This is a genomic window from Brevibacterium sp. S22 (genome assembly GCF_004745485.1).
Taxonomy (GTDB): Bacteria; Actinomycetota; Actinomycetes; order Actinomycetales; family Brevibacteriaceae; genus Brevibacterium.
On the sequence record NZ_RHFG01000048.1, the window covers coordinates 1 to 19,227 of the forward strand.

The window sequence follows — 19,227 nt, forward strand, 5'->3', positions numbered from 1 at the left end:
CCCCCACGTCGCCCCCCGCCGAGGTGGCCCTAACTTCCCCAGCCGACCCCGCCGAGGCGGTCCCAACTTCCCCAGCCGACCCCGCCGAGGTCCCCCGAACCTTCCCGTCGGCGCTGAGCGAGTCGGTGTCCTCCACCTCCACCGTCGCCGAGGCGGCCCCACCCACCGCGGGAGCCCGACGTCGGCGTCGGACCACGTCCAGGGATGCGCTCAACTTCGGGCCCCGCCTCGGCGGACGTCCTTGGGTCTTTGCGGCAGGAATCAGTCTCGGGCTGGCCACGGGAGTGAAGTGGTCGGGTCTGTACGCGCTGGCGGCGTTCGGGATTCTGCTCGTCCTGTGGGATGTGCATTCGCGGTATCGGGCCGGGGTCGTGCATCCGTGGCTGGGCATGTTCATCCGCGACAGCATTCCTTCGTTCCTCAAGCTCGTTCCGATCGCCCTCGTGACCTATGTGGCGTGCTGGGCGGGGTGGATCCGGTCGGACAATGCTTGGGATCGACAGTGGGCCGCGGAGAATTTCGGCTGGTGGCGTGCTCTGCCGGATTGGTTGGACTGGCTGCCGTCGTTGGCGCACTACCACTACACGGCGTATTCGTTCCATGTCGGGCTCGACTCGGAGCACCCGTACATGTCGAATCCGTGGGGGTGGATCGTGCAGTGGCGTCCGACGTCGTTCTACTACGAGTCCTACGACCAGGGCGATATGGGGTGCATGGTCGAGAAGTGTTCCTCGGCGATCACCTCGGTGGGCAACCCTGTGATCTGGGGCTTGGCACCTCTGGCGGTGCTCGTCTGCCTCATCGTGTGGATCATCCGCCGAGACGTCCGACCGGCAGTCATCCTCGCCGGGCTCGGCGCGACCTGGCTGCCGTGGTTCGCCTACCAGGAGCGCACGATCTTCACCTTCTACACCATCGTCATGGTGCCCTTCGTGGTGCTGGCGGTGACGTACTGCTTGACACTGGTCTGGGGCCGGGCGCCCGATGGGTCCGGTGGGGTCAGTCGGGTCGGTCAAGTCCGTGGGAGGCTCGGGGCCAGTGCGACTGGTGGGGTCGCTACGGCGGGTCTGGCGGGCCGGGCCGGTGGAGCTGACGAAGCCATTCCGCCCGGCGAGGCCGACACCCGGAGCCAACCGGCGACCCAGCAGCGACGAGTGTCCGGAGCGCAGCCCGTTGGCACGTCCGGGATCCGCACAACTTCCAAGCGGCTCTTCACTCGCATCTCCATCGCCCTGTTTGCACGCCGCATGAGCGTCGGCATAGTCCTCGTCGCGGCAGTCATGGCGTTCGCCTACTTCTGGCCGATCTATACCGGCGAGGTCATCCCGTTCTCCGCCTGGAACAACCGCATGTGGAACATCACCTGGCGCTGACCGCCTGATCGCGGGTGCTGGCGCTGACCGTCTGATCGCTGTCGACCTGACCATTGGGCGCCGTGCCTCTTCGGTCCGCTCAGGCCGCACTTCGTCCGCCCAGGTTCATCTTGCGTGCTCGCGCTCCCACTTTTCGTACGCTGCCTCCCACTTTTAGTGCACCGCTCGCCACTTCGCGTTCCTCACATCTGTTCGCATCATGATGGAACGGACGCCGAGTGGTTTCCTCTGCACCCTTTGTGCGGCGACCGCTGCCCGGGCCGCTCCGCTCTCCGCCCAAAGCTGCCGCAGCCACCACCCCCGCCACCTACAGCCGCCGCCTGCCGCTGCCACCTGCAGAAATGTTGCGCACCTCCGCCTTCGTCGACGCTTCAGACGGTCCGTCACGGGTTCGCCATCGAGGGGTCGCCTCGGAGACATGGTGTGTTCACCTTGAGGTAACACCGCGTCGATAGCGTCGAATCATTGTGAATGACCAATCGATGACCTACGAACCCAACGCAACCGCGCAGACGCCGGATGCGTGCACCGCCGTGGCCGCAGACCAAGCAGATCAGGCGGCAGAAAGAACCACCCCCACCGTGGCACCGACCACTGCGGCGACGACCACCCAGACCACCACAGCACCAACCGGAACCGCACCGACCACCACAGCACCGACCGAAACCACCCCGACCGCCACTTCACCAACCGGCAGCACAGCCAACACGGCCCCAACCCCCGCACCGACCGGCGCCCCCGACTCCCACCGCACTGTCGCGATCATCCCGGCGCGCGGAGGATCCAAGGGCATTCCGCTGAAGAACCTGCAGAAGGTCGCCGGAATCTCGCTGCTGGCCCGCGCCATCAACGCCGCTCAGGCCAGCCCGAGCATCGACCGTGTGATCGTCTCGACCGACCACGACGGAATCGCAGCCGAAGCCCTGCGCGCCGGCGCCGAGGTGGCCCACCGTCCCGCCGAAATCGCCGGCGACACCGCCACCAGCGAATCCGCACTCATCCACACCCTGTCGACCCTCGACGAGGAGTTCGACATCACAGTGTTCATGCAGTGCACCTCCCCCTTCATCGACTCCGCCTCCATCGAGAACGCGGTCCGCACGGTCCGCGATGACGATGCCGATGTCGTCTTCTCCGCCGTCGAAGACCACTCGTTCCTGTGGCGCCTCGACGACGACACCCAGGCCGTGGCCGTCGGACATGAAGCGAGCTTCCGTCCGCGCCGCCAGGACCGCGCCAAGCACTTCAATGAAACCGGTGCCTTCTACGTCATGCGCACTTCCGGGCTGCTCGAACACGAGCACCGCTTCTTCGGCCGCATCGGCATCGAGGAGGTCCCGCCCGAGCATGCCCGCGAGATCGACGACATGTCCGATCTCTCCCTCGTCCGCGCCATCGCCTCGACTCAGGAGACCGCCCAGGTCATCGACGTCGACGCGCTGGTCACCGACTTCGACGGCGTCCACACCGACGACGGCGCCTACGTCGACGAGGACGGCAACGAACAGGTCCGCGTTCATCGCGGCGACGGCATGGGCGTCTCCCGCCTCGTGAAGTCCGGCGTGCCCATGATGATCCTGTCGAAGGAACGCAACCCGGTCGTCACCCGCCGCGCAGAGAAGCTGGGCGTCGATGTCGCCCAGGGCATCGACAACAAGGCCAGCATCCTCGACGCGTGGATCACCGCCAACGACCTCGACCCTGCTCGCGTGGCCTACGTCGGCAACGACATCAACGATCTCGAGGCCTTCGACGTCGTCGGCTGGCCCGTCGCCGTCGCCGACGCCCACCCGCGCGTCCTCGCCGCCGCCCGAGTCATCCTCGATCGACCGGGTGGACGGGGTGCGGTCCGTGAGGTCTGCGACCTCATTCCCATCCCCGCCGAGGCGGCCGAACCGTTCCCGATTTCGACCCTGACCTCGCTGTGGTCGTCCACCGGTCACCCATCGACCTCGGCCGCCGGCCACCAGCCAGAACACCTGGTCGGACACCGCTCGGCGGCCATGTCCGACCACGCGTCCGTCTTCCCTGACCAGCAACCGTCCGTCCCGCGGCAGCAGCCGCAGTTCACCCACCGCGCGGAGATTTCGCGTGCCAACCGAAAGCAGGTTTCATGACTGATCAACTCGCCCCCGTGGCCATCGGAGAGCACCTCGTCGGCCCGAACCAGCCCCTGTACATGATCGGTGAGATCGGCATCAACCACAACGGCGACGTCGACATCGCCAAGCAGCTCATGGATGTCGCCGTCACCGCCGGTGCGCAGGCCGTGAAATTCCAGAAGCGCAACCCCGAGGTGGCCGTCCCCGAACACCAGAAGTCGAAGCTGCGCTCGACCCCGTGGGGCGAGATGACCTACATCGACTACAAGCACCGCGTCGAGTTCGGCATCGACGAATACGCCGAGATCGACCGCTACGCCAAGGAAGTCGGACTCCAGTGGTTCGCATCCCCATGGGACACCGACTCCGTCGACTTCCTCGAGAACGAATTCGACGCGCTGACCTATAAGGTCGCCTCGGCCTCGCTGACGGACTTCGAACTGCTGCGCGCGATCGCCGCCACCGGCAAGCCCGTCCTGTGCTCCTCGGGCATGTCCGATTGGCAGACCCTGGACCGGGCCGTCGAGGTCTTCGACCGAGACAAGCTCGTGCTCATGCACGCCACCTCGACCTACCCGCTGCCGCCCGAAGAGGTCAACCTCAAGGCGATCCCGGCCATGCGCGAACGCTACGGAGTCCCCGTCGGCTACTCCGGTCACGAACTCGGCCTCGAGATCTCCTTCGCCGCTGCCGCGCTGGGGGCCGTGACCATCGAACGTCACATCACGCTGGATTCGTCCATGTGGGGATCCGACCAGTCCGCATCGATGGAACCGCGCGAATTCGCCTCCCTCGTCAAGGGAGTCCGCGTCCTCGAAACCGCATTCGGCGACGGAATCAAGCGGGTCATGCCGGGCGAGGAATCGAAGATCGATTCCCTGCGCAAGGTCACGGTCTGAGCAATCGGCGAAGCCACCTCGGCGAGGATTTCCTGCGCCGAGGTGGCTCTTCCGTGTCCGCCCCAATGACGTTGCCCATGACCGCAATCTTCGGAGACTCACCGTGACCGATTTCGACCTGAGCATCATCGTTCCCGCCAAAGATGGTGCCCCCTACCTGAGCACTCTGTTCCGATCGCTGCGACAGCAGGGCCCCGTGTGGGACCGCACTCAGCTGATCTTCGTCAACGACGGATCGCGTGATGAGACGCCGGAGCTGCTGGAGGAGTTCAGCACCTGGTTCCCTCATTTCGAGGTGCTCACCAACCCCGAGGCGACGGGGCTGGCCAACGCCCGCAACAAGGGGCTCGCCTCGGCCCGAGGCGACCACATCGTCTTCCTCGACGGGGATGATTGGCTGGCTCCGGGGCACCTGTCCTCGATGCTTGCGGCGGCGCACAGCCTCGGCGTCGATTTCATCCGCTGTGACCATACGACCGTCGAGGGGACGAAGCGGGTGCGCAAACTCGCGCCGATGTCGGTGCGTGATGTGCCGTTGGATCCCAAGGTGGGGATCCTGCCCGTCTACGAATCGACGATGGTCGACTATCCGTTCGCGTGGGCCGGGATCTTTCACCGGCGGGTCCTCGATCAGGGGATCCTGCATTTCCCGGAGAACTTCATGACCGCCGAGGACCGGTCGTGGATCTGGCGGCTGCATCTGCAGGCCGAGTCCTTCGCTGTCGTCGATGCTCCGGGAATCCTCTACCGGAGGGGGCTGGCGGGTTCGCTGTCGCGCATCGTCGACGCCCGGCAGTTGGACTTCATTCGGGCATTCGGGCAGATCTTCGATCTGGTTGCCGCCGAACCCGACGCCGACCGACTGTGGCCGAAGGCGATCCGGAACTGGCTGGCCATCCTCGATCATCAGATCAATCGCTTCGCAGCGTCGCCGGCACCGCTGCGGCACCAGCTGCGGCGAGGTGCGCGAACGATCTCGGCGAAGATTCCGCCGGAGTACCTGCGCGAGGAATTCATTCTGCAGAAGCAGGGACGGCAGCTCAATGTCAGCAGCTACCTCAACGACGCACCTTCGTTAGTTCTGGAGATGGTGAAGTGAAACAGATCTTTCTCGCCTCGACTCTGTTCGAACTCGTCTGCTTGACGGCGGGGATCGATGGCGGTGACTACGACCGACCGGCGGCTCCGGCGCTGCTGGGAACCGAAGGGCTCGCGGCCGAGGACGCTCCGGCACCGACCGAGCGGATCCTCCTGGTCAGCAACAATGCCGTCGTCATGGAGCTCTCGGAGTCATTCGTCGATGCCCCGGGAGCCGCCTCGTTGGTGGAGCGATTCGATCGGGTCGTCGATCTCAACGAAGCGCTCGCACCTCTGCACGTGCATCCGTCGTCATGGCGTCCCGATCATGCGGATCTGCCGATCGTGGAAACGTACCTGCGTGGCCGGTGGGGCTTGGATGAAGCCGACGAGATCGAGCTCGTGATCGAATCACCCCAGGTCAACCCCGCTATCGCCTTGGGTCGGGTGTTCTCGCGAGCGACGATCAGAGTGCATGCGGACGGGCTGATGAGCTTCGGTCCGACCCGCAATCAGATTCCGCTGACGAACGGGCAGCGCATGTCCGTGCTGCACTATCTGCCGCTGGTGCCCGGAATCTCGCCGAGGCTGCTGCGCGAATTCGATATCGTCCACCGCCCGTTGGGGGTCGAGTCGTTCACCGCTGTGGTGCGCGAGCTCGGTGAGCATTCGGCGCAGACTCTTGAGGCAGAGCTCGGCGATGTTCTGGGTGCCGCGCCGTCGGGGACCCGTCCGTGGGCGCTGGTCGTCGGTCAGTATCTGTCGGCTCTCGGTCTCATCACCTCCGAGGAGGAGACGCAGCTGCACATCGACATGATCGAGGCCGCTGCTGCACGAGGCATGGAAGTCGTGGTGTTCAAACCGCATCCGGCCGCTCCGCCGTCGCAGACCGGACCGCTGTACGAGGCGGCGCAGCGGCTCGGGATCACTCTGCAGGTGTTCGACCTGCCCGTCATGGCCGAGGTCATCATCGACCGGCTGTCTCCCGACCTCATCGTCGGCGGGTTCTCGACCGCGCTGATGACCGCGCGCCAGATCTATCGGATGCCGGCTCTGGCCGTGGGCACGGACCTGCTGCTCGAAGCCATCTCGCCCTATCAGAACAGCAACCGCATCCCGTTGACGATCATCTCCGCGATCTGTGACGGCAGCACCCCGGATGAGGCCAGCGCACACCCGCAGTTGGAACGACTCCTCACGGCGGTCACCTACTGCATGGCACCGACGCTGTCGCACGATCTGCGCGACAGGGCGACAGACTTCCTCACCGAGGTCTTCGACGACAGCGACGACGGCGACGACAGCAGTGCTTTCGCCGACCGGTTCAGCCGGTATTTCAAACGCCGCCGCCTCACTGCCCTGGCTCTGCCTGGCAGCACGTCGAAGGCGTTTGCTCCGAAGCGGATGATCAGACGCTCGGGAACGCTCGTGATCAAAGCGGTTGCGAGAAAACAGCAACGCATCATGAAACGGATCCAACACCGGTGACACCGAAGAAGACGCGCCGCAGCGCCGTCGCTTTCGTCGAATCCCCCCTGCAGTTCCTCTCCGCGCTCGAATCCCATGAACCGTCTGAGGATCTGCTCATCCGGGCCCGGGCGAGCGCCAAAGGCATGACGTCCTTCCTTGACGCCTTCGACCCGGCCTGGCTGCCGAAGAACGTCCGGCTCGACCGTGACGGAGCAAAGCCGGGACTGCTGCGCAAGACGGCCTTCGACCGGATCTACCTCGGCGATGCCTGCTCCGGTCAGGTGCACAGAGCCTTGGCGTTGGCGTATCTGGAGCGTCGCATGCCCGAGGTCGTCATCCTCGACGACGGCCTGGCCACGTATTCGGCGATCGAGATCCTCACAGCCAAGCGCGGTCCCCTCGTCCGTCCCCGGCAGAAGCTCAAGGCCTCGCGCACGGTCATGGCCGCGCACGTCGCCGACCGACTGAGGAGCCTGGCGACGGTGGGCAAGCTGCGCTGGCACACTGCTCTGCCGGTGGCGAAGCCGCTGCGCAAAGCGTTCCTCAAATCCGGCGGCGAGATCACCCGCCACCGGTTCGAGCACCTGCAGACCCTGCCCACCGGCGGCAGCCACCCGCGGGACAATCCGGTCATCGGTTCGTCCCTGGCCGCCGACGGACTCATCGACGCCTTCGCATACCGGGCCTGGGTCGACGACATCATCGACACTCACGGATCCATCACCTACTACCCGCACCGGCGTGAGACCGAGGAGTTCCTCACCGACCTCGGCCGTGACGAGCGGGTGCGGATCAAGAACCTCGGCCTGCCGATCGAGCTGCGGCTGATCAACCTGCCGCCGCAATCGACGATCCGCAGCCTGCCGTCGACCGCGGCGGTGTCCCTGGCCGTGCTCAATCCTGACGTGACCATCGATGTCACCGAGATCCCCGCGAAGTGGTGGACCGGCGCCTCACCCGATAGTCTGCGAAAGTCCCTCAACGCCCAGTCGGTCAAGGCAGATGACGATTCCTGAACCAGGTGATCCCCACTACAGCGGGCCGATGCTGCCGTCGTACTCTGAGGCCCCGCCTCGGCGATCGGTCGGGCTTGCTCCCATCCGCATCCTCTCGGTCTCCGACAGCGAGTCCTACCTCAAGTGGGCGACCCAGCTGCTGTCCAGCCTGCCGGACGTCGAGGGGCGCGTGTTCCTCATCGACAATCCGATCCTGCCGACCGACGAGCAGATCGCCAGCGCCGTCGCGGGCACCGATTGGCAGCACCGCGAGGTCCCCGTCATCTCACGTTCCGACCTCGCGCAGGTCATCACCGACCACTCCCCCGACATCGTCCTCGGCGCCGCCACCGGGCCGATCGTCGCCCAGGTCTTCCTCACAGCGCACACCCGCACCCACCGGCCCGCGTTGGTCTCGGGCCTGCCCGGAATGGGCCTGCCGGCCAGCGGCAAGGGCATGAATTATCGTCGGCTGATGGATGCGTTCATCGCCCATTCCTCCGCCGAGGTGGCCGCCTACACCGAGGCGAGCGCACGCTCGCAGGTACCCTGCGAGGTGTTGTTGGCGCGGCTGCCGATGCTGCGTTCGGTGGGGATTCCGCGGCGCGGGCAAACCGATTCGACCACCTCCGAGGCGGCCCCTCCGTCGCCCAGTCCTGCAACCTCGTCGGCTGGTGCCCCACACTCAGACAGTCTCACCGCACCGCGCAGTCTGGCGACCCCGCGCACTCTCGTGTTCGCCCCGCAGGCGAAGGTCCCGGCAGAGCGAGCCGACCGTGAGGCGGTCATTGCGGCCCTGGCCGCGTTCGCCGACCAGCATCCGGAGTCGACGGCGGTCATCAAGATGCGCTCACGTCCCGGCGAGTTCGAGACTCATCACGAGCAGCACTCCTACGTCGAGATCCTCGAGGACCTCCGTGCCCGGAACGTCCCCGGTGCGGCACGCATCGAGTTGGGATACGGTCCCCTCAGCGACTTCTTGGGTTCGGGATCGGCCCTGGTCACTGTGTCGTCGACGGCGGCACTCGAGTCCATCGACCGAGGTGTGCCGACCCTGCTCATCTCTGACTTCGGTTTCAACGCCGAGCTGCTCAACGAGGTCTTCGAAGACTCCGGTGCCACCGGAAGCCTGAGCGACGTGGCTTCCGGAGCAATCGGGTTCCCGGACCCGGAGTGGCTGGCTGCGAACTACTTCCATCCCGTCGACGGTCAGCTGCGCCGAGACCTCGGATTGCTCGCCACCCGCGCTCAGACCAGTCAGCTGCCGAACCGTCGGGCCGCGCTGCTCAAGCAGAAGCGGATGCTGCTCCGTGCCGAGCTGCGCACCGTCACTCCGGCCCCCGTCATCACTGCCTACCGCAAGCTGCGCAACCTGCGCTGAACCAAGTGTCAGTTTTCGCACCGGGCGCCGAGCGTCGGGTGTCGAGCATCGAGCATCGAGCATCGAGCATCGAGCATCGAGCATCGAGCATCGAGCATCGAGCATCGAGCATCGAGCATCGAGCATCGAGCGTCGAGCGTCGAGCGTCGAGCGTCGAGACCACGATGGAGCACCGAGACCACGGTGCACACACAGGTGTCTCGGTGCTCTACCGTGGTTTCGACGCGGAGTGCCAATCAGCAGCAGTCGGCGGAGCCGAATTCCGCCTTCTTCAGCCGCGCCCGAACCCCGAGAATGATGGTGTCGATCCCGTATTCGTAGACGGCTTGCTGATTGGTCACCGCCTGGTACTTCTCTCCCACCGCTGACCCGACACGGCCTGATATCGGGAATGACCCTTCTGGCATCACCTGCTCGAGAAGCGGGGCATTGGCATTCCACCAGTCCAGGTCACTGACTCCGGAACTGTGTTCGAGTCTCTGGGCGTTGATGCTGTTGGCAGCGCTGGCCGCAGCGTGCGATTCGATGAGCGCGACGGTGTGGTCCATGGCGATGTCGTCAAGCCCGAAACCTTCAAACGCGTCGAGTTCCCATTCGTAGCGCGCCGACGTGTGAGGACCGATCCACGGCCGATGCGACTGGGCAGCGACCAGCCAGGGATGACGATGGTACTCGTCCCACAGAACGTCGGAGATGCAGCGCACCCGGTCTGCCACAGAGCCCGAATGCTCCGGCATCGGACTGAGGCCGATGACTTTGTCGACCATCAGTCCGATCAGCCCGGACCTGTGAGGCACATAGCCGTAGAGCGACATGACCGAAACACCGACTGCCTCGGCCACCTTGCGCATGGACAGCGCCTCGATCCCTCCGGCATCGGCGAATTCGATCGCCGCGTCAATGATCTGGTCGACGCTGAGCTTGCGTCGCGGTCCGCGCGTGCCCACCTCGGTGTCCAGATGATCGCGCCACAGTAGGCGCAGAACGACGTCAATGCCTTCCGGATCGAAATGGGAAGAGTCTACTTCGGAATTCATGCTTGCAGTCTACTCCGTGCGGTGTACACTGTTTCAGTCCATCTTATTTCGTACACTGTACATAGTTAGGTTTGCAGATGCGTGAACCAGTGGAGAAGGACCGCGGTCGCCCAGCAGTGCGGGCGACCGGCCTGGTCAAGAACTACGACACGGTCAGGGCTCTCGACGAGCTGAAGATCGAGATCCCGGCCGGCACGATCCACGGACTCCTCGGACCCAATGGGGCCGGGAAATCAACGCTGGTGAGTGCGCTGAGCACTCTCATCAGCCTTGAAGCGGGCACGGCGGAGGTCGCCGGACTCGATGTCAGCACTCATCCGGGCCATGTGCGGCGGAAGATCGGTCTCGTCGGTCAGTCCGCTGCACTCGATGAGATCCTCGGCGGTCGTCAGAATCTCGTCATGTTCGCACGGCTCTTCGGCTTGTCCCGTCGCGACGCAGCGAGCCGAGCCGACGAACTGCTCGCAGGCTTCTCCCTCGTCGAGGCTGGCCAGCGCCCAGTGAGTACTTACTCCGGCGGGATGCGCAGGCGACTCGACATCGCGGTGGGAATGATCCTCGATCCAGAGGTCCTCTTCCTCGACGAACCGACGACCGGGCTCGACCCGCGCGGTCGCATCGACGTCTGGAACTCGGTGACCGCGATCGCCGAGCGGGGAACGACGGTGCTGCTGACCACACAGTACCTCGAGGAGGCCGATGCTCTGGCCGACCGCATTTCGATCATGAAGTCCGGGCGCATCATCGCCGAAGGCACTCCCACCGAACTCAAACGGCAGCGCGGCGGGGACCGGATCGAGGTCAGTGCGGCGACCACGGCTGAGGCCCGTGCGATCCAAACGGCCCTGGTCTCCACAGGTGGTCCGGAGATCGATCTGAACGAAGGCACAGGCGTCGTGACCTGCCCTGCGGCCGGCGGTGCCGGGGACCTCAGCGCCGTCGTCCGACGACTCGACGCCGCCGGAATCGTCGCAGACGACATCGCTCTGCGCCGACCCACACTGGATGAGGTATTCCTCGCCCTGACCGAGACGGAGGACGCATGAGCATCATTCGAGAGGGCCTGATCCTCAGCAGAAGGGACCTCGCACATTGGGGTCGCCAGCCATGGACACCGATCTTCAATCTGCTCTTCACCATCATGCTGCTGCTGGTCTTCGCTTTCATCTTCGGCGGCTCGATCGAACTGCCGGGAGGCGGCGACTACATCCATTTCCTGCTGCCGGGCATGATGACCCTGGCGATGATGTTCGGTGTGGAGACGACCATGACCACGATGGCCAACGATGCCAAGAAGGGAATCACCGACCGGTTCAGGTCGATGCCGATCAGCGATGCCTCTGTCTCACTCGGCCGGGCAGGTGCCGATATGATCAGCTCCACCGTCGAGATCATCATCCTCCTCATCGGCGGATTGCTCCTGGGGTGGAGGGCGACGAACTCCCCACTGGCCGGACTGCTCGCGGTGGCCCTTCTCCTGTGGCTGCGATTCGCCGTCCTGTGGATCGGGATCTGCCTCGGGCTCACGATCGGCAAGCACGAAGGAGCGACAGTTCTCGTGCAGGTGCTGGTGTGGCCGATCGGCTTCCTGTCCAACGTATTTGCGGCTCCCGAGTTCATGCCGAACTGGTTGGGCGCGGTGGCGTCGTGGAATCCCATCTCGGCCACGGCGACCGCAGTCCGCGAGCTCTTCGGCAATCCCACTGGGGTCACCGACGGGTGGCTGAATGACTACAGTCTGCTTGCCGCCGTCGCCTGGCCCTTGGCCATTACAGCAGTCTTCGTGCCCCTGTCGGCCAGGGCCTATCGCCGCCTGAGGAGGTAGCGACCGCCGCCTCCGGCAACCCGCACCAAGCACCGAGCGTCGAGCGTCGAGCGTCGAGCGTCGAGCGTCGAGCGTCGAGCGTCGAGCGTCGAGCGTCGAGACCACGGTAGAGCGCCGAGACACCTGGGCGTGCACCGTGGTCTCGGCGCTTCACCATTGCCTCGGGGCTCCACCGTGGTTTCGGCCCCTGTCATCAGCGCCTACCGCGAGCTGCGTCGCAGCCGCTGAACTCCACCGCCGGCACCCAAGACCTCTGAGAATAGGTCAGCACCAGATACTTTCTTCGCCGAAAACTATCCGATTGCGACCACTGACTGCTTGGGCGTCAATGCTCCTCTGCGGCCACGATTCCGCAGAGACTCTGACACGCCGTACTTCTTGGGCGTGAAGGTCCGTTTGCGACCACGATTCCGCAGAGACTCTGGCACGCCATACTTCTTGGGCGTCAATGCTCCTTTGCGATCACGATTGTGCAGAGACTCTGGCACGCCGGACTTCTTGGGAGGTCGAAATGGTCACAGAATCCGCGGGCGGACGTGACCATTTCGACCGCTCAAGCGGCGATTCGGCGCGTGGGAACCACTCATGCGGCGATTTGGCGCCTGGGAACCAGCCAACCGGCGATTTGGCACCTGGGAACCAGCCAAGCGGCGAAATATGAGGCGCGAGCAGCAGCGTGAAGGACGAGAGTGGATGGGCAAGAGGTCTGTAGTGCTCAGCTGCGCTCGTCGGGGACTCGGCTCGACTCCTCCATGGGCACGACCACCTCGGCGTCGGGGGCCTGGTCCTTGAAAACCCATGTGCGGTAGGCGTAGAAGCGGAAGACCATCGCCAGCCCGATGCCGATGATATTGGTCGAGATGTTGTAGGTGAGCTGGTCGCGCATATCGAGCAGGTACCACGTCACACCCAGCGGGATGACCGAAATGACCATGCCGACGAGGTTGACCGCGATGAACAGGACGACGCCGCGCATGTTCGACTGCGTGGTCCGGTCGCCGTAGGTCCAGAGTCTGTTGCCGATCCACACGACGACCATCGACAGGATCGTCGAGATGATCTTCGACTTGATCGGGCTGCCCTCGAGGAGGGCGGGGATCGGACCGAGCCCGTAAGCCAGCAGGTTCGACAGTCCGACGTCGACGATATAGCCGAGCCCGCCGACGGTGAGGAACTTGAAGGCTTCCACCGCCAGGCGCCGGAAACGGTCCGAGAATGACTCTTTCATAACTGTGCCCAGTCTATGGCCCTAGGATTCGGACTCGCTGGATGCCGGGCTCGGTGGTGTGGCCGCGTCCCCTCGACCAGAGCGGTCAGAGGGGTCGTACGCTGCAGGATCATCGTCGTGCGCCACGCCGCGGCGCCTCCACATCGACAGCGCGAGCACGCAGGCGACGGTCACAGCCACCGCCGGCCAGAAGGTGTACCGGAAATGGTTGGCCGGCACGATCGGGAAATATCCGGCGATATAGCACAGCGCCGAGGTGGTCAGCACCGTGATCTCGGGCCCGAAGTGGGGAGAGGGCCGACTCGGCGCAGCCTGGTGCTTCAGAGGCTGCGAGACCTTCCGAGATGTCACCGAGACACGGGCATCCTTCCGGCGCATGTGGACGACCGCCGCGAGCAGGACGACGGCGATGAGCGTCCAGAACCACGGTTTGAACAGCATCGGGAAGGTCTCCAGGGCGAAGTCGTTGACGTAGGGTTCGAAGATATAGTCAGCTTTCGTGCTGCCGAGCGGGTAGCCGATCTTCTCGGACTCTGCATCCCAGCGGAGCTCCCAGTATTCGAGCTTCGATGAGAAGAAGTACATCGAATACACGGCGGCTCGGTATTCGACGTATCGGACGGGGTGGGTGATCACTTCGTTCAGCCACAGGTCTTTGAGCTCGTCCTGATGAGCCAGCGGACTGAAAGCCCGGCCGCTGGGGCCGCGTCCGTAGCAGTTCCAATAGGCGTCCCAGATCTCTCCCTTCGCCAAGCACTTGTCCCGGGCAGTGCTGATGTGGTCCTTGAGTTCATCCGGAGCATCGGCGGCCTGCAGCGAAGCCTCGGGAACGGAGAACATCACATCATCGAGGAAGATCTGAGAGATCTGTCCGGTGTGCTTGACCTCGGCGCGCGATGCGATCGCCGCATCGGTCGCCACGGAGCCGGCACCGACGATGCCGAGGATGAGCACCGACAGCCCCGCCACGGCGAGCGCAGTGCGCGACTTCGACCGAGGCCACCGGCGCCACTTCATCGGCCGGACATCGAGCAGGCAGACAGCGGCGTAGACGGCGATTGGAACGAGAGCGAACACGGCGTTCTTCCGCAGCGACACGGCATAGACGAGCAGCATCACCGCCGGAATCCACAGCACGTTGACCCACAGCGCCAGCGACCGCAGACGCGATGACCGCCCCTCGTTCAGGGACCCACCGCTCCGGAGGCGCCCACACACCGATCCATCACCCGGGCTGCGCCCACTGAACCGGATGACGGCGATGAGGACCACGGCCAGCAGCATGGCCACCGCCATCTGCGAGTCCTTCCACAGCGTCGTCATCTGCGAGAGCACCCACGGAGCGGCCATGACCGCGGGCCCGAGCAGGGAGACCCAGCGGGGGCCGCCTCGGCGATGGATGAGCACTCCGGTCAGCCACGCGGCCACGGCCAGCATCAGCACCTGCAGGGCCAGGAGACTGCCCGGGTCGCCGGTGAGGTCGATGAGCACCTTCCATACCGCGCTCATCACCGGCGGATGCCAATCGCTCACAGGCGTCTTCCCGAGCGCCTGCTCCCACTGGTAGCCGATGTCGACGTTGATGCGTCCGGGCGAGAACAGGCGGATGAAGATGAATGACCAGATCAGGACGAGCAGGCCGAGAAGACCATCCCATGCCAGCGGAGACCTCAGCCCTCCGCGCAGGGTTCCGTGCCTCATGATGCCGATGGCGCCCTCACCGGTCTCGATGACGTCGACCGCGCCGGAGATGCCACGGGCTCCGAAGACTGCGGCGGTCCGGCGAGCGCGGCAGCAGGACAGGCAGTGACCGCCGGGAGGCCGAGATAGGCCAGCCGCGAGGTCTCTCTCCTGGCTCGACGCAGGCCGTCCAAGGTCAGACCGACGCTGCCGAGCAGGAACGCCAGCCCCATCAGCGCGGTAGCGAGGATCGCGGTCGGGAATCGAGGCACGAGCCCGGTCTGCCAGTACTCCCAGACCACGGGCAGACCGAACACCAGGGACAGTGCGGCGAACACGGCTGTGAGCGTGCCGTAGAACAGGCGCGGTCGTTCGTGCCGGACGAGGGCGGAGATGAGCCCGAGGATGCGGAACCCGTCTTTGACCGTTGAGAGCTTCGACTCGCTTCCGTCGGGTCGGTCACGGAAGTCCACGGCCACCTCGGTGGTGGGAAGGCGCAGGGACATCGTGTGCACGGTCAGCTCGGTTTCGATCTCGAACCGACGGCTGATCGCGGGGAACGATTTGACGAAGCGGCGGGAGAACACCCGATAGCCCGAGAGCATGTCGGAGACCTCGGAGCCGAAGAGCCACCCGGTCAGCCGGTTGAACATCTTGTTCCCGGCTTCGTGGCCTGGGCGATATGACGTGGTCTCCTGATTGTCCTGGCGCACCCCGAGCACATGATCATAGGGCCCGGAGATGAGCGTGTCGATCATTTCGGGCAGGTGGGCCGCCTCGTAGGTGTCGTCGCCGTCGATCATCGCGTAGATTTCGGCGTCGATGTCGGCGAAGGCCCGGCGGACGACGTTGCCCTTGCCGGGAACGTTCTCCTTGCGCACGATGGCTCCCGCCTCGGCGGCGCGCTGCGAGGTGCGATCGTGTGAGCAGTTGTCGTAGACGTAGACGGTGATTCCCGGAACAGCGGCCTTGAGGTCGCCGACGACCTTGGCAACGGTGATCTCTTCGTTGTGGCAGGGAACGATCGCCGCGATCCTCGTTCGTTCTTCGTACATGCGCATCCCATCGTGGTGTGTTCTCGAAACTGATCATTGCGTTCTCGCAGCTGATCACTCAGGAGTACGCCGCCGAGGTGGCCGCAGGGTTACGACAAGGAGAACTGTCGTCCGCGTTGGCGGGCGCTTCCCGTCGTGTTCATCTCACCGCCACCTCTTAAGGGGAGCCACCGGGTGAGTGATCGGCGTGCGTGCGGGGCTCGAGTCACCTGCTGCGCGGGGTTCCTGGGTGAGGGAATCGGTGAGTTCTTGCTCACGATCATCCGGTATTGCGTCGATTTATGACATTCGCCTGTGAGCAACGTGGAGTTCCTTGGCATCCTGAATCGTCGGCCTTACTGGACCGTAGGCCGACCCATCCCCTGATCCGCCGTCCACCATCGTGCGCGGCGCTGACCAACCACACGAGGAGGCGCCTGTGATCGAACTGCGCGCACTGCGGAAGGTGTTCGGAGACACCGTCGCACTGGAGGAGATCGACCTCACGGTCCCTGCCGGAGAGATCCATGGCATCGTCGGCCGCTCGGGCGCTGGCAAGTCCACGCTCATCCGCTGCCTGACCGGACTCGACTCCCCCACCTCGGGAACCGTATCCATCGACGGCGTCGACCTCACGAACCAGTCCGGTTCCGGCCTGCGCGAGGCCCGCCGCAGCATCGGCATGGTCTTCCAGCACGTCAACCTCCTCGACTCGAGCACGGCGCTGAAGAACGTCGCCCACCCGCTCAAGATCGCCGGAGTGCCGAAGGCCGAGCGCCTGGCCAAGGCCCGTGAGCTCCTCGAATTCGTCGGCCTCGGCGACCGCGTCGACAACTATCCCGCTCAGCTCTCGGGCGGTCAGAAGCAGCGCGTGGGCATCGCCCGGGCGCTGGCCGCAGAGCCGAAGGTGCTGCTGTGCGATGAGCCCACCTCAGCGCTGGATTCGACGACGACGGATCAGATCCTCGGTCTCATCCGCTCCCTGCGCGACCGTTTGGGCATCACCGTCCTCATCATCACCCACGAGATGTCCGTCGTCCGCGAGATCTGCGACTCCGTGACGCTGCTCGCCGACGGCCGCGTGGCCAAGACCGGCAAACTCGCCGAGGTGATCGCCGAACCCGGATCAGTCTTGGCCAAAGACCTCGTCCCCCTGCCTCCGGTGAGCATCGATGACGGTGAGAGCCGCCTCGTCGAGGTGTCCCTGGCCGGCACCGATCTGCCCACTGTGCTCACCGCCGCACAGAAGGCCGGTGCGAGCGCCGAGGCGATCCTCGCCGGAGCCGTGGACACGATCGAGGGCCGCCAGGTCGGTCGCCTGCGCTTCTCCGTGGACTCGGCCGAGCAGGCGAAGGGCCTGATCACCGCCCTGAAAGCCGATGGAATCTACGCGGATGAGGCTGCCTGATGAACGATCCCACATGGTTCGACAACCCCGCGATCACCGATCAGATGTGGCCGGCGACCATCGAGACTCTTCTCATGACGGCCTGGTCGACCGGACTGGCTGTGCTCTTCGGACTGCCCTTGGGCATCTGGCTGTTCACGGCCTCGAAGGGCGGACTGAACTCGAACCAGTTCGTCTATCGTGTGCTGTCCTTCATCGTCGACATCACGCGCTCGATCCCCTTCATCATCCTCATCATCGCCCTCATCCCCTTCGCCCGATTCGTCGTCGGATCGGCGCTGGGGTGGCAGGCGACCGTGGTCTCATTGACGATCGGCGCGATCCCCTTCTACGCCCGCCTGGTCGAGAACTCCCTGCGCGAAGTCACCGAAGGCAAGATCGAAGCCGCACTGATGATGGGCGCCTCGAACGGCCAGGTCATCCGTCAGGTCTACGTTCCCGAGGCTCTGCCCGGTCTCATCGGCGCCGCCACCGTCACCTCGGTGACCTTGGTGTCCTATACGGCCATGGCAGGTGCCGTGGGCGGCGGCGGTCTGGGTGCGCTCGCGATCTCCTACGGCTATCAGCGCTACCAGGCGGACACGATGATCGCCTGCATCATCGTCCTCGTCCTCATCGTCACGATCATTCAGTTCATCGGCGACCGACTGGCTCGCGCGGTCGACCACCGCTGAGCCGCCTCGGCGGGGTGGCGATCACCTGCCGCACCCGCATCCTTCACCACACAACACATCAAGGAGAACCATGAAGACCAAGCTCATTGCAATCGCGGCCAGCGCGACTCTGCTGCTGTCGGGCTGCGGACTCGTCGGCGGCGGCACGGATTCCGTCGGCGAGAAGGACGGCGACGTCACGAAGCTCACCGTGGGTGCGACCCCGGTCCCGCAGGGTGACGTCCTCAACTTCGTCCAGGAGAACCTCGCCGAGGATGCCGGCCTCGACATCGAGGTCACCGAGTACACGGACTACACCCTGCCGAACAAGGCACTCAACGACGGCGACATCGACGCGAACTACTTCCAGCACAAGCCCTACCTCGATTCCGAGGTCGAGGGCCAGGGTTACGAGATCACCGCCTTCGATCCGATCAACCTCGAGCCCTTCGCGCTGTTCTCGAACGACATCAAGGATGTCGACGACATCCCGAAGAACGCGAAGATCGGCATCAACAATGACCCGTCGAACCAGGGTCGGGCGCTGAAGATGCTCGAGGACGCGAAGCTCATCACCCTCAAGGACGGCGTGGACGCGGTCGACGCGAAGCTCTCCGACGTCGAGGACAATCCGAAGAACGTGAAGTTCGTCGAGGCCGACGCCGCGCAGCTGGCACGCACCCTCGAAGATGTCGACGCCTCTGTCATCAACGGCAACAACGCCCTCGAGGCCGGACTGAACCCGGCCGAGGACGGCATCCTGCTGGAAGAGGCCGAGGACAACCCGTACGGCAACTTCCTCGCCGTGCGCACGGAGAACAAGGACGACGAGAACATCAAGAAGCTCGACGAGCTGCTCCACTCCCCCGAGGTGAAGAAGTTCATCGAGGACAAGTGGGCCGACGGCTCCGTCCTCCCCAGCTTCTGACCCCAATTTGCTACCTGACGGCGGCTCTGCAACCTGGCGTGGACTGGTCCCGGAAAGTTGGACTGCTTGGGTCAGCATAGTTGATAGACATGCTCACCATCCTTGGCGGTCTTGGTCCGATACTCCATCGGGGCAAG

Annotated in this window: 15 protein-coding genes and 1 pseudogene; 12 read left to right on the forward strand and 4 right to left on the reverse strand. The window is 64.8% G+C overall.

All coding sequences use genetic code 11. The features are described 5' to 3' along the window. The 7 genes and pseudogenes from EB835_RS19810 to EB835_RS19840 all read left to right on the forward strand — a co-directional run. Nucleotides 1–1,373 (forward strand): annotated as a pseudogene (locus tag EB835_RS19810) (hypothetical protein); the annotation flags it as partial. Between the two features lie 482 nt (nt 1,374–1,855). Beyond that, nucleotides 1,856–3,490 (forward strand): acylneuraminate cytidylyltransferase, encoded by a 1,635-nt coding sequence (locus EB835_RS19815; protein ID WP_135811138.1) that lies wholly within the window; start codon nt 1,856–1,858, stop codon nt 3,488–3,490. After that, a complete protein-coding gene (locus EB835_RS19820; RefSeq protein ID WP_135811139.1) occupies nt 3,487–4,374 on the forward strand; it encodes an N-acetylneuraminate synthase family protein in 888 nt (295 codons plus the stop codon). Before EB835_RS19815 ends, EB835_RS19820 begins: the two co-directional genes overlap by 4 nt. Before the next feature lie 103 nt (nt 4,375–4,477). Next, a complete protein-coding gene (locus EB835_RS19825) occupies nt 4,478–5,473 on the forward strand; it encodes a glycosyltransferase family 2 protein (RefSeq protein WP_135811140.1) in 996 nt (331 codons plus the stop codon). Next, nucleotides 5,470–6,939 carry a polysialyltransferase family glycosyltransferase gene (locus tag EB835_RS19830; protein WP_135811141.1) on the forward strand — a complete coding sequence of 490 codons (1,470 nt, stop codon included), beginning with the start codon at nt 5,470–5,472 and terminating at the stop codon, nt 6,937–6,939. Before EB835_RS19825 ends, EB835_RS19830 begins: the two co-directional genes overlap by 4 nt. Then, the gene (locus EB835_RS19835) at nt 6,936–7,937 is read left to right on the forward strand and encodes a hypothetical protein (RefSeq protein ID WP_135811142.1); all 1,002 of its coding nucleotides are present in this window, start codon (nt 6,936–6,938) and stop codon (nt 7,935–7,937) included. The genes EB835_RS19830 and EB835_RS19835 overlap by 4 nt, the downstream gene beginning before the upstream one ends. Continuing rightward, nucleotides 7,924–9,297: a DUF6716 putative glycosyltransferase gene (locus tag EB835_RS19840; protein ID WP_240688882.1), complete on the forward strand. Its 1,374-nt coding sequence runs from the start codon at nt 7,924–7,926 to the stop codon at nt 9,295–9,297. Before EB835_RS19835 ends, EB835_RS19840 begins: the two co-directional genes overlap by 14 nt. Before the next feature lie 236 nt (nt 9,298–9,533). On the opposite strand, the gene EB835_RS19845 is transcribed toward EB835_RS19840, so the two are convergent. Then, nucleotides 9,534–10,334: a TetR/AcrR family transcriptional regulator gene (locus EB835_RS19845; protein WP_135811143.1), complete on the reverse strand. Its 801-nt coding sequence runs from the start codon at nt 10,332–10,334 to the stop codon at nt 9,534–9,536. 77 nt (nt 10,335–10,411) lie between these two features. Between EB835_RS19845 and EB835_RS19850 the strand changes: the two genes are divergently transcribed. Further along, on the forward strand, nt 10,412–11,380 hold the full coding sequence (locus tag EB835_RS19850; protein WP_135811144.1) for an ATP-binding cassette domain-containing protein: 969 nt from the start codon (nt 10,412–10,414) through the stop codon (nt 11,378–11,380). After that, on the forward strand, nt 11,377–12,159 hold the full coding sequence (locus EB835_RS19855; RefSeq protein WP_135811145.1) for an ABC transporter permease: 783 nt from the start codon (nt 11,377–11,379) through the stop codon (nt 12,157–12,159). Before EB835_RS19850 ends, EB835_RS19855 begins: the two co-directional genes overlap by 4 nt. A 715-nt stretch (nt 12,160–12,874) precedes the next feature. On the opposite strand, the gene EB835_RS19860 is transcribed toward EB835_RS19855, so the two are convergent. Genes EB835_RS19860 through EB835_RS19870 form a run of 3 tightly spaced genes read right to left on the reverse strand, consistent with a single transcriptional unit; the run spans nt 12,875 to nt 16,122 of the window. Next, nucleotides 12,875–13,387 carry a GtrA family protein gene (locus EB835_RS19860; RefSeq protein ID WP_135811146.1) on the reverse strand — a complete coding sequence of 171 codons (513 nt, stop codon included), beginning with the start codon at nt 13,385–13,387 and terminating at the stop codon, nt 12,875–12,877. 21 nt (nt 13,388–13,408) lie between these two features. Beyond that, the gene (locus EB835_RS19865; RefSeq protein ID WP_135811147.1) at nt 13,409–15,088 is read right to left on the reverse strand and encodes a hypothetical protein; all 1,680 of its coding nucleotides are present in this window, start codon (nt 15,086–15,088) and stop codon (nt 13,409–13,411) included. Beyond that, a complete protein-coding gene (locus EB835_RS19870; RefSeq protein WP_135811148.1) occupies nt 15,085–16,122 on the reverse strand; it encodes a glycosyltransferase in 1,038 nt (345 codons plus the stop codon). Before EB835_RS19870 ends, EB835_RS19865 begins: the two co-directional genes overlap by 4 nt. Before the next feature lie 418 nt (nt 16,123–16,540). On the opposite strand from EB835_RS19870, the gene EB835_RS19875 reads away from it, so the two are divergent. The 3 genes from EB835_RS19875 (at nt 16,541) to EB835_RS19885 (ending at nt 19,090) form a co-directional block, all read left to right on the forward strand. Further along, nucleotides 16,541–17,509 (forward strand): methionine ABC transporter ATP-binding protein, encoded by a 969-nt coding sequence (locus tag EB835_RS19875; protein ID WP_135811149.1) that lies wholly within the window; start codon nt 16,541–16,543, stop codon nt 17,507–17,509. Then, nucleotides 17,509–18,183 (forward strand): methionine ABC transporter permease, encoded by a 675-nt coding sequence (locus tag EB835_RS19880; protein WP_135811150.1) that lies wholly within the window; start codon nt 17,509–17,511, stop codon nt 18,181–18,183. The genes EB835_RS19875 and EB835_RS19880 overlap by 1 nt, the downstream gene beginning before the upstream one ends. A gap of 70 nt (nt 18,184–18,253) precedes the next feature. Beyond that, complete coding sequence (locus EB835_RS19885) at nt 18,254–19,090, forward strand: MetQ/NlpA family ABC transporter substrate-binding protein (RefSeq protein ID WP_135811151.1); 837 nt, start codon at nt 18,254–18,256, stop codon at nt 19,088–19,090. The last annotated feature ends 137 nt before the right edge of the window (nt 19,091–19,227 follow it).